Raw genomic sequence first — 25,618 nt, forward strand, 5'->3', positions numbered from 1 at the left:
AAATGGATACGGAAGCATTTCATGAAAAAGGGCGACGCATTCGCTGCGCCGCCCCATTTCGTTAACAATCGCGTTCGATCAGAACTTCATCTTGGCGCTGACGAAGAACGACCGGCCGAGAACGTCATAGACAGTCGGGTAGGTGTTCGACTGCTCGCCGTTGCCGCCGTTCTGCGCCGAAGCAGCGAGCGGTGGCTTCTTGTTGAACAGGTTGCTGACGCCGAAGTTGAGCGAATAATGCTCGTTCACATCGGCCGAAAGCGTCAGGTCGAAGTAGTTGACGGCGCCGAGACGCTCCGAAGCGTAAACGTACGAGGGATCGTCGTCACGAACCGAACCGAAATAGCGCCACTGGACCGAGGTGCTGATCGCGCCAATGCCCAAGGTCGTACGCAGGCTGTGCCGCCACTTCGGCGTCGGGACACCGCAAGCCAACACACCGAAGCGACCAGCGCATTCAGTCGTCGTCGTCGGATCGCCCGAAATCTGCGTGATGATGTTATGGATCAGACGCGTGCCGTTAAAGTTGAAGCTCAGCCTGGCGTCACCGCCAAACAGTTCACCCAGCGGATAATTATAAGTCGCGCCGACATCGATACCCGAGTTCTTCAACCCGCCAGAGTTAACGTTCTGAGCGGAGAAGGTATCAATTTCACCAGCCGCGTTGCGCGTAATCAGCGAGCAGAATGACTGATTGAAGTTGATGAAGCACTCGTTGCCGATCGTGGTGGTTGTTACGGTGTGGATGAAATTGTCCACCTTGATGTTATAGTAGTCGACCGTCAGCGAAAGGCGCGGAACGAACGACGGCTGGATCACCGCACCGACCGTGTAGGTCTTGGCCGTCTCTTCACGCAGGTTCGGGTTGCCGCCGATGAAGGTCAGCGGGTTTACCACGTTCGGATCCTGGATCGCCGGATTGCCGATCAGGGAAACCGGCGCGCCGGCACCCGAGAACTGCGCAACGCAGATGTCATGCAACCTGCCCGCATTGACAGCAGCAGCGGTGCCACACTGATCCGCATTGCCCGCGAAGCTGACCGTGTTGCCGAGATACAGCTCGTTGACGCTCGGACCACGAACCGCCTTCTGATACTGGCCGCGGAAGGTGATGTCCCGAACCGGAGCCATCTCCACGCCAGCAGACCAAGTGAACACGTTGCCCGGCGCATTGGAATAATGCGATGAACGAGCCGCGCCATTCAGCTCAAGGCGATGAATGATCTGGTCGTTAAGCAGCGGAACGCGAATTTCGCCGAAGAACTCCCGCACCGAATAGCTGCCGGAAGTCGGCTGCCCGGAGTTGAAGCCGGCCACGTTGCCGGAAGCGAGATAGGTGTCAGGAGTGACCGACCCCGCCTCGTTGCGCCACTCCGCACCGAACGCCACACCAACGCCGCCTGCACCGAGATCAAACAGGTTCGGGTTGCTTACGACGAAGCTCGCGACCTGAGTGGTATACTCCTCAAGGTTCGTCGCACCGACGGAGATGTACTTCGCCGCCTCCGGGCTGAGCTGGTTCAGGCCGAAGATGTTCGCAGGATAGCAACCCGCTGCGCGTGCCGTTGCGTCAGCGCAAACGAGCGTGCCGCCAGCAACCGGGAACGGAGAAATCGAGCCATCGGCGGCCTGGAACGCGGTCTTGGTCGCAGCAAGAAAATTGCTGATCGCGACGTTCCCGAGCTGGCGCTGCGAGTTCTTGGTACGGGCATACATATAATAGCCATCGTAACTGAAGCCCGCGCCGATATCGCCCTTCATGCCCGCGACGATGCGATAAGCACTGCGATCGTCATAGTTCACACGGGGACCAATCTGGGTCGTGCGGAACGCCCAGCTCGGCACGCTGACATAGCCCGTGTTGCCGGTGTCGAGGGCCTGCAGCGCTGCCTGCATTGCTGGCGAGAAAAACGGCGAGTTCGTCTGCAAAGTCAGCGGCCCCGTGGTGCCGCTCGCATTGCTTGCATAGGGTGAACCCTGGCCAATCGGCGTCGCTGCGAGCTGCGACTCAACCCGGTTGTTGACGAACTGGGCTTCGAAATACGGCGTGAAATGCTCGTTGATCTCATACTGCCCCATCGCCGAAACGAGGAAGCGCTCCTGCGGAACCTGCAGGTAGTTGACCGGCGAGTAATTGTAGCCGTTCGCGCCGACGTAGCAGCGGCCGACGCCCGGGCTACCGAAATCTTGGTTGTCGCAGCCAAGGCCCGAGGTGATCCCGAGACCGGGCTTGATAACCGTCTTTCCATCAGCGGCGTAAACGGTGGGGATATTGATACGGCCCTGCGGCACGGACGGCGAACCGCCGGCGGCGACAAGGTGTCCCTTCCCATCGTCGACCAGCGCGTTATACGCGAAATCGCGCTGACCCGCATAGGTCGGGTTACGCTTCGTGTAATCGACGAACAGCGTGACGTTGCCGCGATTGTCATCGAAGTTCGAACCGATGGTGCCGTTGACGTTCCACATCTGGCCATCACCCTTTTCGGTGACGCCATACTGGCTGTTCAGCTCAACGCCCGAGAAATCGCGCTTGAGGATGAAGTTGACGACACCCGCGATCGCGTCCGAACCGTAAACCGCGGACTGGCCGCCAGTCACGACGTCGACGCGGCTGATCAGCGAGCTCGGAATGGTGTTGAGGTCGACGATCTGGTTGACGTCGTAAGACATGTAACGACGGCCATCGACCATCACCAGGGTGCGCTGCGAGCCGAGGCCACGCAGGTTGACCGTCGCAACGCCGCCGCCTGGGTTGTTCGAAGTCGACGAGGTAGTCGGCGTCACCTGCGGCAGGTCGTTCAGGACGTTTTCGATGTTGGCGCTGCCAGCACGCTTCGCGATGTCAGCCGAGCTGACGATCGAGATCGGGCTGGTGCCCTCAAGATCAGGGCGCGCGATGCGCGAGCCGGTCACAACGATGTCCTGCTGCGGAGCGGCATCGGAAGCGGAAGGCGCCTGTTGCGCGAAGGCCGGCGTGGAAACCAGAGCCAAACCGATCGCCAGCGTAGCCGCACCGCAATAGAGCGCAGCTTCAGTTGAACGACGATTAATCACATGCAATCCCCTTTACAGTGAGAGACCCCCAACAATCGAACATGCGCTCTATTAAACTTGCCGCATTGCCCGATCACCACCTTGCGGTGGAGGAAGCCTCATTTGGATGGTCAATCTGTGCGTTCGGAGATTCATACTGTAAAGCGGGAACGACGTTTGCGAACGTAATCGACGACGATATGTCGCAATAGTGCAACACCTTTGCACAGCCGTCAGCTTGCCGCCTCGCGCCGCGGCGGTTAGGTTCGGTCATCAGATCAGGGCATAGCCGCAGATGAAAATTTCCCGTCTTTCTGCCGTCGTTATCGTCACGCTGGGCACGACCGGCATCGCCGCCGCCGGGCAGCGGCAGCAAGCGGGGATTTTTCGCGATCTGGTGGATTGCCGGGCAATCGCCGACGATAAGGCGCGGCTGGCATGCTATGACGGCAAGGTTGCGGCAATCGCGCAGGCCGCGGACGCCGGGGACGTTGTCGTTGCGGACAAGACCCAGATCAAGGAAGCAAAGCGCGCGCTGTTCGGCTTCGGCAGTGTGCGATTGCCGCTCCTGGGCGGGAGCGACAAAAACGGCGACGCGCCGAGCGAGATCGACGCCAAGATCGTGCGCGTCCGGCAGATCGGCTATCAGAAATGGGAATTCGCGCTCGATAACGACATGACGTGGCGCCAGACCGACGATGAGGCGACTTACCCACGCGCTGGCGATACAGTGACGATCAAGCGCGCAGCGATGGGCAGTTACATGATGAAGGTCGGGCCCAAATTTATTCGCGTGATGCGTACGCAATAGTCGACCATATCATTCGCCCATCGATCACGTCTTAACTTCGCCCATACGCGCCAGTACTTGGTTCGTAGTGCGCAGCAAAGCTCTTTCCTCTTCGTCGAGGAACGGATTCCACACGTCGATAATCATGATTATGCGCGTGTCGTCGCTCTCATTCCATGCCTCATGCTCGATCGTATCGTCGAATGCCCACGCCTCTCCCTCGCGCCACTCGCGCGTCTCCGAACCAACGCGAAAGCCGCACCCCTGTGGAACGATCAGCGGCAGGTGCACCACAGCGCGGATATTGGTCACGCCGTGGTGCGGCGGTATCCGGGTGTGCGGCTTCAGCGTGGAGAACATCACCGTCGGGCCGCGATGCGGGATATCTAGCAGCGGCAGGTCGGCAAGCGCGCTCGCCGTAACCGGGCAACGATCGAGCATATCGCGGATCGGCTCGCCATCCTTCAAAAGGAAAATCGCGCCCCAGTTCAGTGAGCGGTTCAGCGCGTGCCATTGGTTTTCCGGCGTGCCGGGGGCGATGTTGACATAAGGCACATTTGGATCGGCACCTTGGAGAAGGCCGAGAAGTTCGCGCCGAATGTCGTCGGTCGCCTTTTCCAGCTTTTCGAACCAGGGAAATTGTGCGCGATCGAAGAATTGCATCGCCGGCAGATAGGGAAAATGCAGACCAGCAGGTTTGGGATGGTAGATCTTACGCCGCCCCCCCAAAGCCTCCAGCGCATGTTCGAACCGTTGCGAGGCGATCGGGCGGTCGCCGATCTCCGCGCGGATCTCCCGCTCGATGCTCTGGTCTTCGCTGTCGACCAATGCCTTGCCGTGGCGTAAGGCATCGGCGACGCGCGGTGGCAGCGTTTCGAAGGCCGGCGCCGCGTCGTTTAGCGCGCGATAGGCCAGAACAGCTTCGGCCTTGCGATCATGGCGCTCAAACCACTGGGCTTTTTCCAGCAGCGCGACCACGAAATAGGGATCGGCCACCAACGCCCGATCCAGCGCGGCAAGTTCGGCGGCGGAATCGCCCGTCGCCCGCGCCGCGAACGCTAGGTTCAGCCAGATCGGGGGTGCCTGCGGGTCTTGCGCCACGGCCCGCTCGAACATGCGGCGCGCGCCCGCCGCATCACCACCCGAGAGAAGCCGATTGCCGATCATATTCAGCGCGCGAGGATGTTCGGGCGCGATCGCCAATATCCCGCTGAGACAGGCGGTCACTTCCGCATCACGCCCCGCTCTCGCCGCATGTTCGACTTGCTCGAACAAACGCCCGATCCTGGCGGCGGCGGAACCATCGTTCACGGCCTGGACCTCAGCCATCCGGTGATCGAAACCCTCTTTTTTCCAGCCGCCGGACTTACTAGCGAAACGCTATGCGGCACAGGTACGGCGAATATATCCAGCACATTGAACTCCGGGGAAAGCGCACGGGCTTCGCCGCCGTCCGCGCCATGAAACAGCAGCAAACCACCCCATTCCAATCGCCAGAACGGCGTCAGCCCACAAACATAGGCTGCGTGGCGGCTCTTGCCTTCGACCAGATCGTCATGGCCGGTAAGGAAGTCGCCACCCGAAAAGCGGGTGGCCTGAGCATCGGCGAAGTCAATTCGATCCTCGCCAGTGATCCTGCGAAGGAAATTTCGCGCTTCGCCTTGCGATAGCCACAGAGCGAAACGGTTCAACAGATCACCACATTCCGCACGCTCCGCTTCAGCGTCCGGCGTGCGGATCGTTTCATAGCGGAACTGGAAGCCATGCGTGGCGCCCGAATAGACCGCCGCGTCGAGCGCGGCCACGCGCTCCGCATCCATTTGCGCGCGGACATCGGCATCAAGCTCATAGACCTTATCGCCGGCGTTCAGCACCTGGCGCCAATCTGTCCGACCATGTAAATGATCGGAAAGCGGAATGGGGTCGGCAAGAAAATTTCGAATCCGCACGCTTCCGCGCTCGCGATAACAACGCGCGAGCGCGGTAATATCGTGATTACCCAGCACGAAGTCCAGCGATGGGCCCTTCGCCTTCTCCGGCATGCTCACGCGCTCCCCAGCGCCGCGATAAGCGAGATATCTATCAGCCGGCGAGGCCTCGTTCTCGCTCCCATCATTCTGTGACGTAGCTGCATCCACCCCGGGAACATCAATATGCTGCCGGAGCCGGGACGAACGGTAACTTCCGGAGAATAGAGCGCCGCCTGCGGCGCCAAAACGGTTTTGACACGCAACCCGGCCATCTCAATCATCGGCGCCGGGAGACGTGGGTCGAGAAAGACCAGTTCTCCGCCTAACGACTGCTCCGTTCTTCCGGCATAGCCGTCGTCTACAATATGCAGGCATCGCCAGAAAGCTTCGTAATCCGGCCGCAGATCGAGATGCTCGCCATGAGCAATCTCGTAGGCCGAACCTGTGATCCGCCAATCGACAGTCGCAGGATGCCCGTTTGCCCCGGCCGTTCCGCGATCGGCCAGCGCGCGAACATGGCTGGAGAGCACACGCAACGAAGCCGGCCACGCATCCCGCCAATCCACCTTTCGAGGACGACCCGTTCCGCGATCTACAGCAACACCTTCGAAAAGCAGCGCATCGAGCGTGGCGGCAATGCCCACGTCCTCCAATCGATCGATCACCAACGCCGTAGCGAAAAGCGGCTCGGCGTGAATCTGCATCATCGTCTCCATTACTGCGTTCGCGCGATCATGTTGATCGCGATCGAGATGCGCGTTCCTGAGCCATGATAGGGGCGGACCGAATGACCGAGAAATGAGGGAAACCCGATCAACAATCCGCTGAACGGCCTTACCCATGTCTCCTGTTCCTCGACATTGCCGCCGGCGACACGATGGCGAAGGCCCGGCGTCCGCATCCTCAGGAACGGCATGCGGGGATCGACGAACACCAATTCTCCACCCAGCGCGGGATCGGCCGATCCGGCATATCCATCGTCGACGTAATAGACGAACGAAAGATACGAGCCAGGGTGCCAGTGATTTTGATTCGAATCGCCCACACGATTGATATTAGCCCACATTTCCGGTCGCCATGCCACCGACGGGGTTGATCCATCGGAGTTTGCCGTCAACCGACGACACGCCTCCGTCACGATTCGGGCGAGTGAGGCCGCCGCCTCGCCACCCCAGCGCAGCATGTCTATTTCCGACTGCCAGCCGCCGACATTGGATCGGCTCACGCCGTTCTGCCCGGCGCTTCGCTGGACGATCGCCTCGCGCAATGACGCGCTCAACGCGCCGCTATTCGGCACCACGACAGTATAAACCGAGGTCGGAAATACAGAGGCTATGCGCACGCTCGGACCCATCCTTCATTCGTTCGGTTTCCGCCAGCCAAGTGCGTGGAGCGTATCACGTGTGGAAGGAGCGACATTACCGCCCCATATTCCCCGCTACCCGCATCGGGTCGATCCTCTTCCCACGCCACATCATCGCCCAGTGGAGATGTGGCCCCGTCGCGCGCCCCGTCGCGCCGACGCGGCCGATCTCCTGGCCCTGGCGGACGTGATCGCCGACCTTCACCTCGATCCGCGACAGGTGCAGGAAGGCGCTGTTCAGCCCCATGCCGTGATCGAGCATCAGCAGATTGCCCTCCAGCGTGAAGGACGATGACGCGGCCAGGATCACCACGCCGTCCGCCGGGGCGACCACCGGCGCGCCGGCCGGCTTCGCCACATCGACGCCGCCGTGATAGGCACCCGGCTCGCCCCGATAGATGCGCTGCGCGCCGAACAGGCCGGAGATGCGGCCGCTCGCCGGCCAGATGAAGCGCTGACGCCAGCCGTCGGCGTCGGTGCGCATCGCGCGCGCGACCTTGATCTGTTCCAGTTCAGCGGGGCGGCGACGGGCGAATTCGGCGCTCGGCACGGGGACCTTGGCGACGGTGTCGAGCCGTTCGATCCGCCAATCGCCGGGCGCGATGTCGAACTCCCGCGTCGCATGGCGGCCATCGGCGAGTGTCGCGACCAGCGTCGCGCGCGGGCCGGCGTCGCGGTCGAAGGCGATCAGGAAGCGACCGTCGCTCGCCACCTCGATCGGCATCCCGTCGAGCGCCAGCGAAACAGTGCCGGACGGCGCGGTGCCGAGCATCAGCGCGCCTTGCCGCGGCGCACCTGAAAAGGCGCCGAAGGCCGCTGGCGGCAGCGGTCGCGGCGCAGGCGGCGGCGCGGGACGCGGAACAGGCATGGGCGGCGGCGCTTCGCTCGCCGGCGGCACGCAACCCGCCGCCAGCGTCGCGATCAGCGTGATCCCGGCCCACCGCCTCGCACGGCTCATCGCGGCGAGAGCGCCTCGGTCGCCAGCGTCGCGGAGGCGAAGGCGCGCTGCCCCATCACGTCCCAATAACGCAGGTCTTCCAGCGGGATGCGCGCGCCGGAAACCGCGCAGACGACATGATCGCCCGGCGTCAGCACGCGGAAGCCGTTGGCGAGATAATGCAGCCGCGCGGGCCGGTCGGTATTGGACATCAGCATCGGATCACAAACTCATAGAAGGGATGGCTGTTCGGGCGGAGGCGGAGCATAGGTCCGCTGCCGCGCGCCCTCAACCTTCGCGTCGACATTGCCGTCGTGGAAATGGAGCGTCACCGCCCCCGCCGCCCGCACGGCGGCGGCGGTGGTGAGGGTCGCGCCGGCGCGCGCGGTGACGCGGGCATAGCCGCGCTGCAACGGCGCATCCGGGTTCACCGCCGCCAGCAGCCGCCCGAAATCGGCGAGCCGCTGCCGCGCCGCCTCCAGCCGCCGGTCGAGCGTCGCGGGTCGCAGCGCGCCGGCAATACGGTCGAGCTGGCCGCGCGATTGCGTGACGCGGCGCTCCAGCGCGCGATCGGCGCGCTGGCCGGCGTCGTCGAGCCGCTGGCGCTGCGGGCCGAGCAGCCGATCGCGCGTCGGCAGCAGCCGCGCCTGCGCCTCCAGCCGCTCACGTCCGCGCTCGACATAGCGGCGCGCGCAGCGCTCGGCGCGCTGGGCGTGGGCGGCAACCGTAAGACGGATGTCGGCGAGCACCGGCACCGCCAGTTCGGCAGCGGCGGTGGGGGTCGGCGCGCGCAGGTCGGCGGCATGGTCGCAGAGCGTCGTGTCGGTCTCGTGTCCGACCGCCGAGATCGTCGGAATATCGGAGGCCGCGACGGCGCGCACCACCACCTCCTCGTTGAACGCCCAGAGGTCCTCGATCGAACCGCCGCCGCGCGCGACGATGATAAGCTCGGGCCGCAATTCCTCCGCCAGCGCGTTGAAGCCGCGCACCGCCGCCGCCACCTCGTTCGCCGCGCCGTCGCCCTGCACCTTCACCGGCCAGACGAGGACGTGGCTGGGGCAGCGGTCCTCCAGCCGGTGCAGGATATCGCGGATCACCGCGCCGGTCGGCGAGGTGACGACGCCGATGCGGCGCGGCAGGAACGGCAGGCGGCGCTTGCGCTCCTGATCGAACAGCCCCTCCGCCGCCAGCGCGGCGCGGCGCTTCTCCAGCAGCGCCATCAGCGCGCCCGCGCCGGCCAGCTCCATCCGCTCGATGATGATCTGGTATTTGGAGCGGCCGGGATAGGTCGTCAGCCGCCCGGTGGCGATCACCTCGATGCCGTCCTCCGGGCGGAAGGCGAGGCCCGCCGCCTGCCCCTTCCAGATCACCCCGTCGATCACCGCCGCCTCGTCCTTGAGGCAGAGATAGGCGTGGCCGGAGGCGACGCGCTTGTAGCCGGAAATCTCGCCGCGCAGGCGGACATGGCCGAACTCGCCCTCCACCACCCGCTTCAGCCGCTGGGAGAGCTCGCCGACGGAAAGCGCAGGCGCGTTGCTGCCGGGAGCGGCCTCGGCTACCAGCCGGCCCGGCGGATCAAGGAAGGGATCGGACATTGAATGTATTGCTGATCGGCTCTGGTGGACGTGAACATGCGCTGGCGTGGAAGCTGGCGCAATCGCCGAAGCTCGATACCCTGTTCGCCGCTCCCGGCAACCCCGGCATCGCGCGACATGCGACGATCGCCGCGCTCGACGTGACGGATCACCGCGCGGTGATCGATTTCTGCCGCCGCGAGCATATCAAGCTGGTGGTGATCGGGCCGGAGGCGCCGCTGGTCGAGGGGCTGGCCGACAATATCCGCGCGATTGGCGTCCCCGTGTTCGGCCCCGGCCGCGCGGCGGCGCAGCTCGAAGGGTCGAAAGGCTTCACCAAGGACCTGTGCGCGCGCGTCGGCATCCCCACCGCGCGCTATTTCCGCGTGACGAGCCGGGATGGCGCGCTCGCCACGCTCGACGATTTCGGCGAGAAATGCGTCATCAAGGCGGACGGCCTCGCCGCCGGCAAGGGCGTGACGGTGGCGCAGACCCGCGCCGAGGCGGAAGCGGCGATCGCGGCGCTGTTCGCGGACGGCCCGGCCGAAGCGGTGATCGAGGAGATGCTGGAAGGCCCGGAGGCGAGCCTGTTCGTCCTGTCGGACGGCACCGTCACCGCCGCGTTCGGCTCGGCGCAGGACCACAAGCGCGTCGGCGATGGCGATACCGGGCCGAACACCGGCGGCATGGGCGCCTACAGCCCCGCCGCCGTGCTGACGCCGGAGCTGGAGGAGCGCGCGCTGGGCGAGATCGTCCGCCCGACGATCGACGCGCTGGCGGAGGCCGGAACACCCTATGTCGGCGTGCTCTACGCCGGGCTGATGCTGACGGCGGACGGGCCGAAGCTGATCGAATATAACGTCCGCTTCGGCGATCCCGAATGCCAGGTGCTGATGATGCGCTTCGCCGGCGATCTGGTGGAATTGCTGCTGGCGGTGGCGGAGGGGCGGCTTGCGGACCAGCCGGAACCCGCCTTCTCGCCGGAAGTTGCCCTGACGGTGGTGATGGCGGCGAAGGGCTATCCGGGGACGCCCGTCACCGGCGGCGCGATCGGCGGGATCGACGCGGCGGAGGCGACTGGGGCGATCGTGTTCCAGGCCGGTACGAAGGAAGCGGATGGCAGGCTGGTGGCGAGCGGCGGCCGCGTGCTCGCCGTCACCGCGAGCGGGCCGGACGTGAAAAGCGCACAGGCCGCCGCCTATCGCGCGGTCGACGCGATTGACTTCCCGGACGGTTTCTGCCGCCGCGACATCGGCCGGGGCGCGATCTGACCGCTGGACAGGCGCGGGTACGCGAGTAAGGCTCGGCACGGACACGGGAGCACGAGATGGGGTCACGAATGGCAGACACCGGCACGCTGACGACGATCGCGCTCGCGCTGATCGCGGTGGTCGCGGTGCTGACGATCATCGGCATCCTGTGGGGCGCGCATCTGAAACGCCAGCGTGTCGCGGCCGAGCGGATCGAGGAACTGGCCGCCGAGCAGGACCGCAAGGCCGCCGCCCGCACCCGCGCCGCCGCGAAGCCGCCGGTGGACGCCGTGCCACCTGTGCCGCCGCTGCCGGTAGCACCGCCGCCCCCGCCGCTCGCCCCCGAGCCGCCCGCGCCACCGCCGGTCGAGGAGGAAACGGCGTCCGACCCCGCGCCGCTCGCCGACGAGCCGATCGTGGCGGCCGGTCCGCTGGAGGCTTCCCCGGCGGTGGAGGCGTCGTCCACGCCGGCCGCGCCGCCCGAGCCTGAGCCTGAGTCCGAGCCAGCGCGCGAAGGCCCCTCGCCCGCCGACGGCCCGATCACCCAGCTCAAGGGGCTGGGACCGAAGCTGGCCGAGCGGTTGACGGAGCTGGGCATCACCACGGTCGGGCAGCTCGCCGCGCTCGACGCGGCGGAGGCGGAGGCGCTCGACGCGCGGCTCGGCCCGTTCACCGGCCGGATGAAGCGCGATCGCTGGATCGAGCAGGCCCGCTTCCTCGCCGCGGGCGACCGCGCCGGGTTCGAGGCGGCATTCGGGAAGCTGTGAGCCGTCGATCCTCATTGCGCTCGCGCCTTCACCGCCCCACATAGTCGGATAACACACCAACGGGGATTCGATGGCCGATCCATATTCGACGCTGGGTGTCGCGCGCGGCGCTTCCGAGGCGGACATCAAGAAGGCGTATCGCAAGCTCGCGAAGGAGCTGCATCCCGACCGCAACAAGGACAATCCCAAGGCCTCCGAGCGCTTCAGCCAGGTGACGTCCGCTTATGACCTGCTGACCGACAAGGAGAAGCGCGCGCGCTTCGACCGCGGCGAGATCGACGCGGACGGCAATCCCACCTCCCCGTTCGGCGCAGGGTTCGCCGGCGGACGCGGAGGTGCCGGCGGCGGCGGCTTCCGCTCGCAAGGCTTCGAGTTCGGCGGCGACGGCGAAGGCGTCGACATGTCCGACATCTTCGAGGGCCTGTTCGGCGGGCGCGGCGGCGGTGGAGCCGGCGGCGGCGGGTTCGCCAGTGGCTTTGGCCGGCGCCAGCCACCGCCCAAGGGCGCCAACGCCGCCTATCGCCTGCGCGTGCCGTTCGTCGACGCCGCGGCGCTCGCGCCGCAGCGGATAACGCTGGGCGACGGCAAGACGATCGACCTCAAGCTCCCCGCCGGGGTCGAGGACGGGACGCAGATGCGCCTGTCCGGCAAGGGGGAGCCGGGGCCGGGCGGCGCGGGCGACGCGATCGTCACGATCGAGGTGGTGCCGCACCGCTTCTTCACCCGCGACGGCGACGACGTGCGGCTCGACCTGCCCGTCACGCTCGGCGAGGCGGTGCTGGGCGGGCCGGTGAAGGTGCCGACCGTCGAGAAGCCGGTGATGCTCACCGTCCCGGCCGGCTCAAGCTCCGGCAAGGTGCTGCGTCTCAAGGGCAAGGGCTTCCACAAGAAGGGCGGCGGGCGCGGCGACCAGCTCGTCACGCTGATGGTGGACCTGCCGGCGAACGACGCCGCGCTCAGGCAGTTCGTGGAAGGCTGGGACGGCGGCGGGAACCCGCGCGCGGCGATGGGCGTCTGATAACCGGATCCGAAAAAGGGGAGCGCGGTTGGACGATGTCACGAACACGCTGACACCGGAGGCCCGGGCGGAACGCTTCCACGGCGCGCTCGGGGACGAGCTTTCGAGGCTTGAATCGGGCAATCGCGCGCTGGAGGTGCTGAAACGCGCCGCCAATGGCGTCTATACCGTCGGCTTCATGCACGCCGGCAACCTCGCCTATCTGGCGCTGATGGCGGTGTTCCCCTTCTTCATCGTCGCGGCGGCGGTGCTTTCCGCGCTGGGCGAGAACGACCGCATCCAGATGGCAGTCACCTCGTTCCTCCATGTCCTGCCGCCCGACGTATCCGATATCCTGCGCAAGCCGATCCACGACGTGCTGACCGCGCGCACCGGCTCGCTGCTGTGGCTCGGCGCGCTGGTCGGGCTGTGGACGGTCGGCAGCTTCGTCGAGACGATCCGCGAGATTTTCCGCCAGGCCTATGGCACGAAAAGCACGCAGCCGATCTGGCGCGCGCGGCTGGGGCTGTCGTTCGGCATCGTCGTGTCGGTGGTGCTGGCGCTGATCTCGTTCCTCGTGCAGGGCCTGCTCACCGCCGCCGAACAGTTCGTCTATCGCCTCATCCCTTGGGCGCAGGACGTCGCCGGCTGGATCGGGATCAGCCGCGCGATCCCCGGCGTGGTGATGTTCGGCGCGCTGTTCATGCTGTTCTATTTCGTCACCCCGTCGAAATACCGCTACACCGGCAGCCGCAAATGGCCCGGCGCGCTGTTCACCACCGCGTGGTGGATCGGGATGACGGCGGTGCTGCCGCTCGTCCTCGCGCAGTTCGGCGGCTATAGCCTAACCTATGGCGGCCTCGCCGGCGTGGTGGTGACGCTGCTATTCTTCTATCTGATCGGCCTGGGGCTGGTATTCGGCGCGCACCTTAACGCGGCACTGGCGGAACCGCCTGAAACGAGGCTAGAGGACGCGTCCGAGCAAGAAGAAAAGGCGGGACCGTGAGCGGATTGATGGCCGGAAAGCGCGGGCTGATTATGGGCCTCGCAAACGACAAGTCACTGGCGTGGGGGATCGCGAAGAAGTTGAGCGAGGCGGGCGCGGAGCTTGCCTTCAGCTATCAGGGCGCGGCGATGGAAAAGCGGGTGCGCCCGCTGGCCGAGCAGCTCGGCGTGGCGCGGCTGTTCGACTGCGACGTCAGCGACATGGCCGCGCTGGACGCCACCTTCGCCGCGCTGGCGCGGGAGTGGCCGACGATCGATTTTGTCGTCCATGCGATCGGCTTTTCCGACAAGTCCCAGCTTCGCGGCCGCTTCTACGACACGACGCTCGACAATTTCCTGATGACGATGAACGTCTCCGCTTACTCGCTGGTGGCGGTGGCGAAGCGCGCGCGGGAGATGATGCCTGAGGGCGGATCGATCCTGACGCTGACCTATTACGGTGCGGAGAAGGTGATCCCGCATTACAACGTGATGGGCGTCGCCAAGTCCGCGCTGGAGACGAGCGTGAAATATCTCGCGGTCGATCTCGGGCCGGAGAATATCCGCATCAACGCCATCTCCGCCGGCCCGATCCAGACGCTCGCCGCACGCGGGATCGGCGATTTCAACTACATCCTCAAATGGAACGAGCTGAACTCCCCGATGCGCCGCACCGTGACGATCGAGGATGTCGGCGGCGCGGGACTCTATCTGCTCTCCGACCTCGCGAGCGGGGTGACGGGCGAAATCCACCATGTCGACGCGGGCTATAACGTGATCGGCATGAAGGCGGAGGACGCGCCGGACATCGCGCTGGCCTGAGCCGTGACCGTCACCGTCCGCCCCGCGCGCGCCGAGGACGTGGCCGCGATCGATGCGCTACTGCGCGCGAGCTTCCCCGCGCCGGACGAAGCAAACTTGGTGCGTGACCTGTGCATGGAGGGCGACATGGTGCTCACCCTGATCGCCGAGGACGAAGGCACGGACACGCTGGCCGGGGCGATCGTGTTCAGCCGGATGGACGTGACCGTGGCGGGCAGGCAGGTACCCTCCGTCGCGCTCGCCCCGCTCGCGGTCGCCGCGCCTTACCGGCGGCAGGGGGTGGCGGAGGCGCTGGTGCGCGCCGGGCACGACCGGCTGGAGGCAGAGGGCGTGGTGCTGAGCTTCGTGCTCGGCGAGCCGGATTATTACGGTCGCTTCGGCTATGACGCGGTGGTCGCGCGCAACTTCTCCTCGCCTTATGCGGGGGAATATTTCATGGCGCTGCCATTGCAGGGCGGCCTCGTGCCGTGCGGCGTGCGCGAGGCGGCACATCATGCGCCCGCTTTCTCACGATTGGGAACGCAATGAGCTTCAACACCTTCGGCCGCGTCTTCCGCTTCACCACCTGGGGCGAGAGCCACGGCCCGGCGCTCGGCGCGGTGGTGGACGGCTGCCCGCCGGGGATCGCGATCAGCGAGGACGACATCCAGCCGTGGCTCGACAAGCGCCGGCCCGGCCAGTCGCGCTTCACCACGCAGCGGCGCGAACCGGATCAGGTGCGCATCCTCTCCGGCACGTTCGAGGGCCGCACGACCGGCACGCCGATCAGCCTGATGATCGAGAATGTCGACCAGCGTTCGAAGGATTATTCGGAGGTGGCGCGCGCCTATCGCCCCGGCCATGCCGATTACGCTTATGACGCGAAATACGGCTTCCGCGACTATCGCGGCGGTGGACGCTCCTCCGCGCGCGAGACGGCGGCGCGCGTCGCGGCGGGCGCGGTGGCGCGGCTGGTGGTGTCTGAAGTGCGCATCCGCGCATGGGTGGAGGCGATCGGCGGCGACGCGATCGACCCTGCCGTTTTCGACGACGCGGAGATCGACCGCAACGCCTTCTTCTGCCCAGACGCCGCCGCAGCGCTTCGCTGGGAGGCGAAGGTGGATGCCGCGCGCAAGGCCGGCTCCTCGCTGGGCGCGATCGTGGCGTGCGAGGCGACCGGCGTGCCGCCCGGCTGGGGGGCGCCGCTCTACGCCAAGCTCGACAGCGAGTTGGCCGCCGCCTGCATGTCGATCAACGCGGTGAAGGGTGTGGAGATCGGGGACGGCTTCGCCGCCGCCGCGCTGACCGGCGAGGAAAATGCCGACGCGATGCGCCCCGGCCCGGACGGCTGGCCGCATTTCCTCGCCAACCACGCCGGCGGGATCGCGGGCGGCATCTCGACCGGTCAGCCCTTGCGGCTGCGCGTTGCGTTCAAGCCGACCAGCTCGATCCTGACGCCGGTGGAGACGATCACCCGCGCAGGCGAGGCGAGCGAGATCGCCACGAAGGGACGTCACGATCCCTGCGTCGGCATTCGCGGCGTACCGGTGGTGGAGGCGATGGTCGCACTGGTGCTCGCCGATCAGGCATTGCTGCATCGCGCGCAATGCGGCGGCTGAGGCGCGATCAGTTCCGCCAAGAAACACGAATCACCAATATGAACAACGGTTAATAATCGCTTCGTCTCCGGCACCGAACATTTCAGCGCTGCAATAATATTTCCCGCTTGAATAGCCGAGCTGAAAGGTGGCTGGATCAAGACCAGACGACACTACATCCCGAATTTTCTCCTTATATTGATTCCCATAACGGGGAAGCACCAGGAGAAGATTTATGAAGTTCATCCACATCCTTGCCGCCGGCGCCCTTATCCTTCCCGCGGTCGCGATCGCGCAGTCCGCTCCCGGCGATCAGCCGACCACGTCCGCCAAGCACAAGAAGGGCAAGAAGCATCACGAAACGATGAGCGCCCCGGAGGCGGCCCCGGCCGACACGACCACGCCGCCGGCCGCGACCGACCCGGCGACCACCGCGCCGCCGGACTCGACCATGCCGCCGGCCACCACCACGCCGGAACCGGCGCCGGCTCCTGACCCCGCGCCTACCAGCCAGACGCCACCGCGTCTCTGATCGGTTGGCGGGATTCTCCCGGAGGGGTCGGCGGATTTCGGTCCACCGGCCCCTTTGTCTTACAGGTCAGTCCGCGAACGGATCGCGCACCAGGATCGTGTCCTCGCGCTCCGGGCTGGTCGATACCAGCGCGACCGGGCAGCGGATCAGTTCCTCGACACGGCGAATATATTTGATCGCCTGCGCCGGCAGGTCGGCCCAGCTCCGCGCGCCGGCGGTGGATTCGCTCCACCCCTCGATTGTCTCGTAGATCGGCTCGACCTCCGTCTGATCGGCGGCGTGCGACGGGAAATAATCCAGCACCTCACCACGCAAGCGATAGCCGGTGCAGATCTTCACCTCCTCGAACCCGTCGAGCACGTCGAGCTTGGTCAGCGCGATGCCGGTGATGCCGCTCACCGCCGCCGACTGGCGCACCAGCACCGCGTCGAACCAGCCGCAGCGCCGCTTGCGCCCGGTGACGGTGCCGAACTCGCGCCCGCGCGTGCCGAGCCGCTCGCCAGTCGCATCCTCCAGCTCGGTCGGGAACGGGCCGGAACCGACGCGGGTGGTATAGGCCTTGGCGATCCCCAGCACGAAGCCGACGCCGCCCGGCCCGATCCCCGAGCCGCCCGCCGCCTGCCCCGCGATCGTGTTCGACGAGGTGACGAAGGGATAGGTGCCGTGGTCGATATCGAGCAGCACGCCCTGCGCGCCTTCGAAGAGGATGCGCTGGCCCGCCGCGCGCGCCTCGTTGAGATCGCGCCATACCGGCTTGGCGAAGGGCAGGACGAAGCCCGCGATCTCGCGCAGTTCCGCCAGCAGCCGCTCGCGATCGATCGGCGGTTCGCCGAAGCCGGCGCGCAGCGCGTCGTGATGCGCGGTGAGGCGATCGAGCTGCGGCCCGAGATCGTCGAGATGCGCGAGGTCGCACACCCGGATCGCACGGCGGCCGACCTTGTCCTCATAGGCCGGGCCGATGCCGCGCCGCGTCGTGCCGATCTTGCCCGCGCCGCTGGCATCCTCGCGCAGCGCGTCGAGATCGCGGTGGAAGGGCAGGATCAGCGCACAATTGTCGGCGATGCGCAACGTCTCCGGCGTCGCCTTCACCCCCTGCTCGCCGAGCCGCGCGATCTCGTCGCGCAGCGCCCAGGGATCGAGCACCACGCCGTTGCCGATCACCGACGGCGTGCCGCGCACGATGCCGGAGGGGAGCAGCGAGAGCTTGTAGGTCTTGTCGCCGACGACGAGCGTATGGCCGGCGTTATGCCCGCCCTGGAAGCGCACCACCATGTCGGCGCGCTCGGCCAGCCAGTCGACGATCTTGCCCTTGCCCTCGTCGCCCCATTGCGCGCCGATGACCGCTACGTTCGCCATGGATACAATACTCCCCCTGCCGAGGGAATCCACGCGCCCTTCGACAGGACTCGGCGCGAGGATGTGTGCAGATTTTCGCCGCGCCGGTAGCCTTGCGCGACGCCAGCGTCAACCGCCTAGCAGCCGCGCCTCGCCGCGATCGAGGATATGCGTGCAGAGCTGCGCCTCGGGCGTGTCCCCCGCCTCCAGCGCGGCGACCGTCACCCAGCCGGCGGCGCGCATCCGCGCGCCTTCGGCGGCAGGCGCGCCGTAAGGGAGGAACAGCCGCCGCCGCTCCGGCGTGGTCGTGCCCACCAAGACATCGGCGTAGAGCGAGAAGCCCGTCGCCATTTCCTCCGTGCCGTCCTCGCGCACGATGCGATAGGTGCCGCCGCGCCCGACCTCGCGATCGACGCCCCTCACGAACAGCGAGAAGCCGAGCCAGGTCTGATATTCGAACCCGTGCCGCTCGGTCGGATCGAGCGTGAGCTGCACGCGGTCGCCGAGCGAATCGACGATCTCCGCGAGGCCCGCGATGCGCGAGGCGAGGATGCCGTGCGTGTCGAAGGCGCGCAGCCGCTCCAGCGCTTCCGGGAACGGCCCGGCGGCGGCGATCAGCGGGAGATAGGCGGGCGCGAGCGTGGCGACGCCGCCCGCGTCCTTGGCGTCGAGTCGCTCGCGCAGCGCGTCGACATCCGCCACCGGCAGCGTTCCGGCCATCGCATCGACCAGATCGGGCAGCGTGAAGTCGATCGAGATGCCGCTCGCTCCCGCCGCCTCCAGCGCATCGACCGCGACCGTCACCACCTCGCGCGCGGCCGCGACCGAATCGAGGCCGATCAGCTCCGCACCGATCTGCCGCGCCTCGCGCGCGGGGTTGAGCGCGTCGCCACGCAGCTTGAGCACCGGCCCGGCATAACTCAGCCGCACCGGGCGCGGATGATGCGCCATGCGTGTTGCCGCGATCCGCGCGATCTGCGCGGTAAGGTCGGGCCGGATCGCCAGCGTGCGCTGCGACACCGGATCGACGAAACGCACCGCGTTGCGCAGCCCGCCGTCCTTCAGCCGCGAACCAAGCCCGTCGGCGAACTCCGCGAGCGGCGGATCGGCGCGCTCGTAACCGTGGCTCGCCGCCGCCGCGAGCGCCCGCGCCTCCACCGCCGCCGCCGCATCGGCGAACGGGGGAAGCGTGTCGCGGAAACCTTCGGGGAGCAATGCGGTCATGATAGTGCGAATCCGTTGGGGCCGGGCCTGCCGATCCCCTGCCCTTTCTCACCGCGAAAGGACAGTCCTCCGGCTGGCCCGGCCCCGATAGGCTGTCAGAACGCCAGCCCCATCGCGGTCTTCACGCCGGGCAGCGCCTTCACCCTGGCGAGCAGGTCGGCGCTCACCTCGTCGTCGACCGAGAGCAGCAGCACCGCCTCGCCGCCCGCCTGACGGCGGCCGAGGTGGAAGGTGCCGATATTGACCCCGGCCTCGCCCAGCAAGGTGCCGATGCGGCCGATGAAACCCGGCGCATCCTCATTGACGACATAGAGCATATGGCCGGCGAGATCGGCCTCCACCTTGATGCCGAACAGCTCGACCAGACGCGGCGCGGCATCGCCGAACAAGGTGCCCGCCACCGAGCGCTCGCCCGCGTCGGTCTTCACCGAGACGCGGACGAGCGTGTGGTAATCGCCCTCCCGCTCGGTGCGGATCTCGCGCACCTCGATGCCGCGCTCCTTCGCGAGGAAGGGCGCGTTGACCATGTTCACCGTGTCGGTCTGCGTGCGCAGGAAGCCGGCCAGCACCGCCGAGACGATCGGCTTGGGGTTCAGCTCCGCCGCCGCGCCCTCGGTGTGGATCGAGATGCGCGGGATCACGCCATGCGAAAGCTGGCCGACGAGGCTACCGAGCTTCTCGGCCAGGGCCATATACGGCTTGAGCTTGGGCGCCTCCTCCGCGCTCAGGCTCGGCACGTTGAGCGCGTTGGTCACGCCGCCGGTGACGAGATAGTCCGCCATCTGCTCCGCGACCTGGATCGCGACGTTCACCTGCGCTTCCGTGGTGGACGCGCCGAGGTGCGGGGTGGAAACGAAGTTGGGCGTGCCGAACAGCGGGCTTTCCTTCGCCGGCTCGGTGACGAACACGTCCAGCGCCGCGCCCGCGATATGGCCTGAATCCAGCCCTTCCTTCAGCGCCGCCTCGTCGATCAATCCGCCGCGCGCGCAATTGATGATGCGCACGCCCTTCTTCGTCTTGGCGAGATTCTCGGCCGACAGGATGTTGCGCGTCTGGTCGGTCAGCGGCGTATGCAGCGTGATGAAGTCGGCGCGGGCGAGCAACTCGTCGAGCGTCACCTTCTCCACGCCCATCTCCAGCGCGCGCTCCGGCGTCAGGAACGGATCATAGGCGACGACCTTCATCCGAAGGCCGTGCGCGCGATCCGCGACGATCGAGCCGATATTGCCCGCGCCGATCAGGCCGAGCGTCTTGCTGGTCAGCTCGACGCCCATGAAGCGGTTCTTCTCCCACTTGCCGGCCTGCGTGGAGGCGTCGGCCTCGGGAAGCTGGCGGGCGAGCGCGAACATCAGCGCGATGGCGTGCTCTGCGGTGGTGATCGAATTGCCGAACGGGGTGTTCATCACCACCACGCCCTTGGCGGAGGCGGCGGGGATATCGACGTTGTCGACCCCGATCCCGGCGCGGCCGACCACCTTCAGGTTGGTCGCGGCGTCGAGAATCTCCTTCGTCACCTTGGTCGAGGAACGGATGGCGAGGCCGTCATACTGGCCGATGATCGCTTTCAGCTCCTCCGGCGTCTTGCCGGTGATCTCGTCCACTTCCACGCCGCGCTCACGGAAGATCTGCGCGGCCTTGGGGTCCATCTTGTCGGAAATCAGTACTTTAGGCATGGAACATATCCTGCAACTGCGCCGTCATCCCCGCGAAGGCGGGGATCCATTATCGCTGACGGCAGTGAGTATGGATTCCCGCCTTCGCGGGAATGACGGATGCTTCAGGCGGAAGCCTTCACCTCGGCATAGGCCCAGTCGAGCCACGGGCCGAGCGCCGCGATATCGGCGGTGTCGACGGTCGCGCCGCACCAGATGCGCAGGCCGGCCGGCGCATCGCGATAGCCCGCGACGTCGAACGCCGCGCCTTCCTTCTCCAGCAGGCCGGCCATCGCCTTGATGAAGGCCTCGTCCGCGCCCTCCACCGTGAGGCAGACGCTGGTGCGCGAGCGGATGCCCTTGTCCACCGCGAGGTGGCCGAGCCAGTCGCGCTCGGCGACGATCTTGTCGAGCGCCGCCGCGTTCGCGTCCGAACGCGCGATCAGGCCCCTGGCGCCGCCGATCGACTTCGCCCATTCGAGCGCGAATATCGCATCCTCCACCGCCAGCATCGACGGCGTGTTGATCGTCTCGCCCTTGAACACGCCCTCGGCGAGCTTGCCCTTGGAGACGAGGCGGAACACCTTCGGCAGCGGCCACGCCGGAGTGTGATTCTCCAGCCGCTCCACCGCGCGCGGGCCGAGGATCAGCACGCCATGCGCGCCCTCCCCGCCCAGCACCTTCTGCCACGAGAAGGTGGCGACATCGATCTTGTCCCACGGCAGGTCATAGGCGAACACCGCGCTGGTCGCGTCGGCGAAGCTCAGGCCCTCGCGGTCGGCGGCGATCCACTCGCCGTCCGGCACGCGCACGCCGCTGGTGGTGCCGTTCCAGGTGAACAGAACGTCGCTCGACCAGTCGACCTTGTCGAGATCGGGAAGCTGGCCGTAATCGGCGCGATGCACGGTCGGCTCGAGATTAAGCTGCTTGACCGCATCCGTCACCCAGCCCTCGCCGAAGCTCTCCCATGCGAGGCACGTCACGTCACGCGCGCCGAGCATCGTCCACATCGCCATCTCGAACGCGCCGGTGTCGGAACCGGGCACGATGCCGATGCGATGCGTGTCGGGCAGCGCGAGCATCTCGCGCATCAGGTCGATGCAATATTGCAGCCGCTGCTTGCCGAGCTTCGAGCGATGCGAACGGCCGAGCACCTCGGCGTTCAGCTTCGACGCATCCCAGCCCGGAGGCTTGGCGCAGGGACCGGATGAGAAATGGGGACGAGCCGGCCTGGTGGCGGGCTTGGCAGGCGCATTGGTGGCGCCGGTAACGAGCGTCGTATCAGTCATGTAACTCTCCTCGCAGAGAGCACGCGCGGCGTTGGGACCGCGTGGCCCGTCGACGGCCCTAGCGATGCGCGGGCGCGCTGGCAAGCGGCTACCGTCACTGTTTCCCGATCGACCGGCGTTAGAGGATGCAGCGATTCGGATCACCTCATCAACGAGTCGCTTCGTCACACCCCGCTTGCCCCGCGGTCCGCCGTCGCGGCAGGCTCCCCCCGTGCGGAGCGTGGGGAAAGTTGGCCGCGGGCGCGCGGCGATGGCGTTGCTTGCCGCGCTTACCCTCGCCGCGTGTGGGCGTACCGAGCGCCCGGCCTCGCCGCGCGGCTATGCCCCGATCATCGGCCCCTCGGCGCGCGAGACCGCGCAATGCCTTGCGGACCTGCGCATGCTCGGCGTCGATTACCAGCCGTTGCCGGACCGGCAGTTCGGCCCCGGCTGCGCGATCCTGGGCACGGTGAAATTGCTCGACGTTGGCGTGCCGACCACCAATCTCGGCGCGGTGCGCTGCGGCGAGGCGCGCAGCTATGCCGCCTGGGCGCGCAACGCGGTGGGGCCGGCGGCGTATCAGATCCTCGGCAGCGAGCTGGCGCGTATCGATTCGATGGGCAGCTATTCGTGCCGCAACGTCGCCGGCACCGCGCGCCGCTCCGGCCATTCCATCGCCAATGCGATCGACGTGGGCGCGTTCGTGCTGAGGGACGGGCGGCGGATCACCGTGCTGAACGACTGGAACTCGCCAGACCCGAACGTGCGGCAATTCCTGCGCGTGATCCACCAGTCCGCGTGCAGACGTTTCGGCACCGTGCTGTCGCCGGATTACAACACCGCGCACCGCGACCACCTGCATCTGGAGGATGACCGGGCGAGTTTTTGCCGCTAACGATTTTCGATGACCGAAACTCGCGTACCAAGCCGCGTCTTCCCGCGCGCGAAACAGGATGCGGAAGCCGCCAAGACCGGCATCTCCACCCCGCAGACCGAAAACCCCGCCTACCGCCTCGCCTTCCAGGACCTCGACTTCCTGCTGCGCGAGGACCTGCGCCCGGTGCGCTTCCAGCTCGAGTTGCTGAAGCCGCAACTGCTGATCGACGAGGCGCATATCGGCTCGACCTTCGTCTTCTACGGCTCGGCGCGCATCCCTGAGCCGGACAAGGCGCAGGCGCTGCTCGACCTCGCCACCGACGACAAGAGCGGCGCCATCGCCGAGCGGCTGGTCGCCAAGTCGAAATATTACGAGATGGCGCGCGAACTGGCGCGACTCGCCAGCAACTTCCCGCGCGACGAGAGCGGTCGGCGGCATTTCGTCGTCTGCTCGGGCGGCGGCCCCTCGATCATGGAAGCGGCGAATCGCGGCGCGACGGACGTCCATGCCGATTCGATCGGGCTGAACATCGTGCTGCCGCACGAGCAGGCGCCGAATCCCTATGTGACGCCAAGCCTGTCGATGCAGTTCCACTATTTCGCGCTCAGGAAGATGCACTTCCTGCTCCACGCGCGCGCGCTGGCCGCCTTCCCCGGCGGATTCGGCACGTTCGACGAACTGTTCGAGCTGCTGACGCTGATCCAGACCGGCAAGATCGCGCCGATCCCGGTGCTGCTGTTCGGCCGCGAATTCTGGGAGCGGGTGGTGAATTTCGACGCACTGGTCGAGGAGGGTGTCGTCTCGGAGCGCGACCTCGACATCTTCACCTATGTCGAAAGCGCGGCCGAAGGCTGGCAGGTCGTCCAGCGCTTCTATCAGGAGCAGACGCCGCCGGCCTGAACGCCGGCGATCCGACACAAGAAACGCGCCGGAGGACGATCCTCGCGGCGCGTTTTCTTGCCTCTCGCCCGAAGGCAAGGGCCTTGACGGGAATTACTTCTTCGCCGGTTCTGCAGCCGGAGCGGCGGCATTGGCCGGGGCAGCGGCGTTGCCGGCCGCTTCCGCCGGAGCCGACGCATTGCCGGCCGCGCCTTCCGCGCCGGCTGCCGGCTTCGCATCGGCCGCCGGGGCGGCGGGCAGCGGCAGGTTCGAGCCCTGCTGGTTGATGTAGAGGATGATGTCGGCGCGATCCTGCGCGTTCGACAGGCCGGCGAAGGTCATCTTCGTGCCGGGGGCGAACTTGCGCGGGCTGGTCAGCCACGCGTTCATCTTGTCGAAGTCCCACTTGCCGCCGACCGCCTTCAGCGCGTCGGAGAAGGCGAAGCCGCCCTTACCCTCGGCGATCCCCTCGCCCAACGTGGCGTACAGGTTCGGGCCGACGCCGTTCGCGCCACCCTGGTTGATCGTGTGGCAGGCGGCGCACTTCTTGAACACTTCCGCGCCCTTCGCCGCATCGGCCTTCGGCAGCAGCGCCGCGATCGGCACCGCCGCTTCGGCCGCGCCCGCGCCGCCTTCGTCGGCGGCCTCCACGGGATAGCCGAACTTCTCGACATGGCCGGAGTGGAAAATCATCCCGCCGGCGATCGACAACCCCAAGGCCGCGCCACATGCCGCAAGCACCCACCCCGCAATGGTGTTGTTCCGATCGTTCATATCGTGAAACCGCCCCTTGAATTATCACGAACCCCATAGAAAAGCCGCGATGCGACCGCAAGCGGCGCTTTGCTTCCCCGTCGATCGCGCGCTAACGGCCGTTCCCGAGATGGAGAACTTCGCCGCCCCCGCCCGCCCGATCGTCGCCGCCATGGCCGCCGCCGCCGCCGCCGAGCCGGAGCGCGCCGTCGCCTTCCAGGGCGCGCCCGGCGCCAATAGCCACGTCGCGGCGCTGGAGGCGTTCCCGGAGGGGCTGCCGCTGCCGTGCTTCTCGTTCGAGGATGCGATCGACGCGGTGAAGGAAGGGCGCGCGGGCCATGCGATCATCCCGATCGAGAATTCGCTGCACGGCCGCGTCGCCGATATCCATTTCCTGCTGCCCGAGTCGGGGCTGGTCATCACCGGCGAGCATTTCCTGCCGATCCGCTACGCATTGATGGGGCTGGGCGAGCGCGACGAGGTGCGCGAGGCGATGAGCCATCCGCAGGCGCTCGGCCAGTGCCGCCACTGGCTGAAGGCGCACGGGATACAGCCGCTCGCCTATCCCGACACCGCCGGCGCCGCCGCGATGGTGGCGGAGATCGGCAAGCCCGAAACCGCCGCGCTCGCCCCGCCGCCCGCCGCCGGGATCTACGGCCTGAAACTGCTGGCGAACGACATCGCCGACGCCGATCACAACACCACGCGCTTCGTGATGCTGGCGCGCGGCGGCCGCCCGGCGGTGGGCGACGGCCCGTGGATGACGACCTTCATCTTCGAGGTGAAGAATATCCCCGCCGCGCTCTACAAGGCGATGGGCGGCTTCGCGACCAACGGCGTCAACATGACCAAGCTGGAGAGCTACCAGCGCGGCGGCAGCTTCGCGGCGACCGAATTCTTCGCCGATGTCGAGGGGCGACCCGGCGACGCGGCGTTCGATCGCGCGATGGAGGAACTGGGCTTCCATTCGAAATGGGTGCGCGTGCTCGGCACCTACCGGCAGGCGCGCAAGCGGGGCTGATCCCCCTTCC

General features: G+C 66.8%; 25 protein-coding genes. 12 read left to right on the top strand and 13 right to left on the bottom strand.

The features are described 5' to 3' along the window. Positions 1–78: 78 nt before the first annotated feature. Positions 79–3,057 carry a TonB-dependent receptor gene (locus F9288_RS20560; RefSeq protein WP_254620988.1) on the bottom strand — a complete coding sequence of 993 codons (2,979 nt, stop codon included), beginning with the start codon at positions 3,055–3,057 and terminating at the stop codon, positions 79–81. 274 nt (positions 3,058–3,331) lie between these two features. On the opposite strand from F9288_RS20560, the gene F9288_RS20565 reads away from it, so the two are divergent. Further along, positions 3,332–3,847 (top strand): hypothetical protein, encoded by a 516-nt coding sequence (locus F9288_RS20565; protein WP_174838526.1) that lies wholly within the window; start codon positions 3,332–3,334, stop codon positions 3,845–3,847. A 24-nt stretch (positions 3,848–3,871) separates the two neighbouring features. Here the strand turns inward: F9288_RS20565 and F9288_RS20570 are convergent, their stop codons facing one another. From F9288_RS20570 to xseA, 7 genes are all read right to left on the bottom strand, one after another. Next, complete coding sequence (locus F9288_RS20570) at positions 3,872–5,155, bottom strand: aspartyl/asparaginyl beta-hydroxylase domain-containing protein (RefSeq protein WP_174838528.1); 1,284 nt, start codon at positions 5,153–5,155, stop codon at positions 3,872–3,874. Then, entirely contained in the window at positions 5,134–5,868 is a 735-nt protein-coding gene (locus F9288_RS20575) for a 2OG-Fe(II) oxygenase family protein (RefSeq protein ID WP_174838530.1), read from the bottom strand. The genes F9288_RS20570 and F9288_RS20575 overlap by 22 nt, the downstream gene beginning before the upstream one ends. Positions 5,869–5,870: 2 nt before the next feature. Continuing rightward, a complete protein-coding gene (locus tag F9288_RS20580) occupies positions 5,871–6,512 on the bottom strand; it encodes a hypothetical protein (RefSeq protein ID WP_174838532.1) in 642 nt (213 codons plus the stop codon). Beyond that, the gene (locus tag F9288_RS20585; RefSeq protein ID WP_174838534.1) at positions 6,512–7,150 is read right to left on the bottom strand and encodes a putative 2OG-Fe(II) oxygenase; all 639 of its coding nucleotides are present in this window, start codon (positions 7,148–7,150) and stop codon (positions 6,512–6,514) included. The genes F9288_RS20580 and F9288_RS20585 overlap by 1 nt, the downstream gene beginning before the upstream one ends. Before the next feature lie 64 nt (positions 7,151–7,214). Beyond that, positions 7,215–8,117: a M23 family metallopeptidase gene (locus F9288_RS20590; protein ID WP_174838536.1), complete on the bottom strand. Its 903-nt coding sequence runs from the start codon at positions 8,115–8,117 to the stop codon at positions 7,215–7,217. After that, positions 8,114–8,314, bottom strand: coding sequence for a DUF2093 domain-containing protein (locus tag F9288_RS20595; protein ID WP_174838538.1), 201 nt, complete (start codon positions 8,312–8,314; stop codon positions 8,114–8,116). Before F9288_RS20595 ends, F9288_RS20590 begins: the two co-directional genes overlap by 4 nt. 12 nt (positions 8,315–8,326) lie before the next feature. Next, a complete protein-coding gene (gene xseA, locus F9288_RS20600; protein WP_174838540.1) occupies positions 8,327–9,691 on the bottom strand; it encodes an exodeoxyribonuclease VII large subunit in 1,365 nt (454 codons plus the stop codon). Here xseA and purD point away from each other — a divergent pair. The 8 genes from purD to F9288_RS20640 all read left to right on the top strand — a co-directional run bounded on the left by purD (position 9,691) and on the right by F9288_RS20640 (position 16,599). Continuing rightward, positions 9,691–10,941: a phosphoribosylamine--glycine ligase gene (purD, locus tag F9288_RS20605; protein ID WP_174838542.1), complete on the top strand. Its 1,251-nt coding sequence runs from the start codon at positions 9,691–9,693 to the stop codon at positions 10,939–10,941. The two genes, xseA and purD, sit on opposite strands and share 1 nt — an antisense overlap. Before the next feature lie 68 nt (positions 10,942–11,009). Further along, the gene (locus tag F9288_RS20610) at positions 11,010–11,687 is read left to right on the top strand and encodes a hypothetical protein (protein WP_254620989.1); all 678 of its coding nucleotides are present in this window, start codon (positions 11,010–11,012) and stop codon (positions 11,685–11,687) included. 70 nt (positions 11,688–11,757) lie between these two features. Beyond that, complete coding sequence (locus tag F9288_RS20615; protein ID WP_174838545.1) at positions 11,758–12,705, top strand: DnaJ C-terminal domain-containing protein; 948 nt, start codon at positions 11,758–11,760, stop codon at positions 12,703–12,705. 28 nt (positions 12,706–12,733) lie between these two features. Further along, on the top strand, positions 12,734–13,690 hold the full coding sequence (locus tag F9288_RS20620) for a YihY/virulence factor BrkB family protein (protein ID WP_174838546.1): 957 nt from the start codon (positions 12,734–12,736) through the stop codon (positions 13,688–13,690). A gap of 8 nt (positions 13,691–13,698) precedes the next feature. Next, complete coding sequence (fabI, locus tag F9288_RS20625) at positions 13,699–14,490, top strand: enoyl-ACP reductase FabI (RefSeq protein WP_174839233.1); 792 nt, start codon at positions 13,699–13,701, stop codon at positions 14,488–14,490. A 3-nt stretch (positions 14,491–14,493) separates the two neighbouring features. Further along, positions 14,494–15,018 (top strand): GNAT family N-acetyltransferase, encoded by a 525-nt coding sequence (locus F9288_RS20630; RefSeq protein ID WP_174838547.1) that lies wholly within the window; start codon positions 14,494–14,496, stop codon positions 15,016–15,018. Next, on the top strand, positions 15,015–16,088 hold the full coding sequence (gene aroC / locus F9288_RS20635) for a chorismate synthase (RefSeq protein ID WP_174838548.1): 1,074 nt from the start codon (positions 15,015–15,017) through the stop codon (positions 16,086–16,088). Before F9288_RS20630 ends, aroC begins: the two co-directional genes overlap by 4 nt. A 214-nt stretch (positions 16,089–16,302) precedes the next feature. Further along, complete coding sequence (locus F9288_RS20640) at positions 16,303–16,599, top strand: hypothetical protein (protein ID WP_174838549.1); 297 nt, start codon at positions 16,303–16,305, stop codon at positions 16,597–16,599. A gap of 66 nt (positions 16,600–16,665) precedes the next feature. Here F9288_RS20640 and F9288_RS20645 read toward each other — a convergent pair whose 3' ends face one another. From F9288_RS20645 to F9288_RS20660, 4 genes are all read right to left on the bottom strand, one after another. Further along, positions 16,666–17,955, bottom strand: a complete 1,290-nt coding sequence (locus F9288_RS20645; RefSeq protein ID WP_174838551.1) for an adenylosuccinate synthase — start codon at positions 17,953–17,955, stop codon at positions 16,666–16,668. A 108-nt stretch (positions 17,956–18,063) separates the two neighbouring features. Then, on the bottom strand, positions 18,064–19,158 hold the full coding sequence (locus F9288_RS20650; protein WP_174838553.1) for an ATP phosphoribosyltransferase regulatory subunit: 1,095 nt from the start codon (positions 19,156–19,158) through the stop codon (positions 18,064–18,066). A gap of 95 nt (positions 19,159–19,253) precedes the next feature. Next, entirely contained in the window at positions 19,254–20,831 is a 1,578-nt protein-coding gene (gene serA, locus F9288_RS20655; RefSeq protein ID WP_174838555.1) for a phosphoglycerate dehydrogenase, read from the bottom strand. A gap of 104 nt (positions 20,832–20,935) precedes the next feature. Further along, entirely contained in the window at positions 20,936–22,099 is a 1,164-nt protein-coding gene (locus F9288_RS20660; protein WP_174838556.1) for a phosphoserine transaminase, read from the bottom strand. Between the two features lie 250 nt (positions 22,100–22,349). Here F9288_RS20660 and F9288_RS20665 point away from each other — a divergent pair, with 250 nt between their 5' ends. Together F9288_RS20665 and F9288_RS20670 are read left to right on the top strand one after the other, a co-directional pair. After that, on the top strand, positions 22,350–22,973 hold the full coding sequence (locus F9288_RS20665) for an extensin family protein (RefSeq protein ID WP_174838558.1): 624 nt from the start codon (positions 22,350–22,352) through the stop codon (positions 22,971–22,973). Positions 22,974–22,982: 9 nt separating this feature from the next. After that, complete coding sequence (locus F9288_RS20670; protein WP_174838560.1) at positions 22,983–23,855, top strand: LOG family protein; 873 nt, start codon at positions 22,983–22,985, stop codon at positions 23,853–23,855. A gap of 93 nt (positions 23,856–23,948) precedes the next feature. Here the strand turns inward: F9288_RS20670 and F9288_RS20675 are convergent, their stop codons facing one another. After that, complete coding sequence (locus F9288_RS20675) at positions 23,949–24,608, bottom strand: cytochrome c family protein (protein WP_174838561.1); 660 nt, start codon at positions 24,606–24,608, stop codon at positions 23,949–23,951. A 109-nt stretch (positions 24,609–24,717) separates the two neighbouring features. Between F9288_RS20675 and F9288_RS20680 the strand changes: the two genes are divergently transcribed. Beyond that, on the top strand, positions 24,718–25,608 hold the full coding sequence (locus F9288_RS20680; protein WP_174839234.1) for a prephenate dehydratase: 891 nt from the start codon (positions 24,718–24,720) through the stop codon (positions 25,606–25,608). Positions 25,609–25,618 lie beyond the last annotated feature (10 nt).

This window comes from Sphingomonas sp. CL5.1 (assembly GCF_013344685.1).
GTDB lineage: Bacteria > Pseudomonadota > Alphaproteobacteria > Sphingomonadales > Sphingomonadaceae > Sphingomonas.

Coding starts and splice junctions, on each gene's coding strand:
- F9288_RS20565 (WP_174838526.1), top strand. CDS start 3,332: ATGAAAATTTCCCGTCTTTCTGCCGTCGTTATCGTCACGCTGGGCACG.
- F9288_RS20570 (WP_174838528.1), bottom strand. CDS start 5,155: ATGGCTGAGGTCCAGGCCGTGAACGATGGTTCCGCCGCCGCCAGGATC.
- F9288_RS20575 (WP_174838530.1), bottom strand. CDS start 5,868: ATGCCGGAGAAGGCGAAGGGCCCATCGCTGGACTTCGTGCTGGGTAAT.
- F9288_RS20580 (WP_174838532.1), bottom strand. CDS start 6,512: ATGGAGACGATGATGCAGATTCACGCCGAGCCGCTTTTCGCTACGGCG.
- F9288_RS20585 (WP_174838534.1), bottom strand. CDS start 7,150: ATGGGTCCGAGCGTGCGCATAGCCTCTGTATTTCCGACCTCGGTTTAT.
- F9288_RS20590 (WP_174838536.1), bottom strand. CDS start 8,117: ATGAGCCGTGCGAGGCGGTGGGCCGGGATCACGCTGATCGCGACGCTG.
- F9288_RS20595 (WP_174838538.1), bottom strand. CDS start 8,314: ATGCTGATGTCCAATACCGACCGGCCCGCGCGGCTGCATTATCTCGCC.
- xseA (WP_174838540.1), bottom strand. CDS start 9,691: ATGTCCGATCCCTTCCTTGATCCGCCGGGCCGGCTGGTAGCCGAGGCC.
- F9288_RS20610 (WP_254620989.1), top strand. CDS start 11,010: ATGGCAGACACCGGCACGCTGACGACGATCGCGCTCGCGCTGATCGCG.
- F9288_RS20615 (WP_174838545.1), top strand. CDS start 11,758: ATGGCCGATCCATATTCGACGCTGGGTGTCGCGCGCGGCGCTTCCGAG.
- fabI (WP_174839233.1), top strand. CDS start 13,699: ATGGCCGGAAAGCGCGGGCTGATTATGGGCCTCGCAAACGACAAGTCA.
- aroC (WP_174838548.1), top strand. CDS start 15,015: ATGAGCTTCAACACCTTCGGCCGCGTCTTCCGCTTCACCACCTGGGGC.
- F9288_RS20640 (WP_174838549.1), top strand. CDS start 16,303: ATGAAGTTCATCCACATCCTTGCCGCCGGCGCCCTTATCCTTCCCGCG.
- F9288_RS20645 (WP_174838551.1), bottom strand. CDS start 17,955: ATGGCGAACGTAGCGGTCATCGGCGCGCAATGGGGCGACGAGGGCAAG.
- F9288_RS20650 (WP_174838553.1), bottom strand. CDS start 19,158: ATGACCGCATTGCTCCCCGAAGGTTTCCGCGACACGCTTCCCCCGTTC.
- serA (WP_174838555.1), bottom strand. CDS start 20,831: ATGCCTAAAGTACTGATTTCCGACAAGATGGACCCCAAGGCCGCGCAG.
- F9288_RS20660 (WP_174838556.1), bottom strand. CDS start 22,099: ATGACTGATACGACGCTCGTTACCGGCGCCACCAATGCGCCTGCCAAG.
- F9288_RS20665 (WP_174838558.1), top strand. CDS start 22,350: ATGGCGTTGCTTGCCGCGCTTACCCTCGCCGCGTGTGGGCGTACCGAG.
- F9288_RS20670 (WP_174838560.1), top strand. CDS start 22,983: ATGACCGAAACTCGCGTACCAAGCCGCGTCTTCCCGCGCGCGAAACAG.
- F9288_RS20675 (WP_174838561.1), bottom strand. CDS start 24,608: ATGAACGATCGGAACAACACCATTGCGGGGTGGGTGCTTGCGGCATGT.
- F9288_RS20680 (WP_174839234.1), top strand. CDS start 24,718: ATGGAGAACTTCGCCGCCCCCGCCCGCCCGATCGTCGCCGCCATGGCC.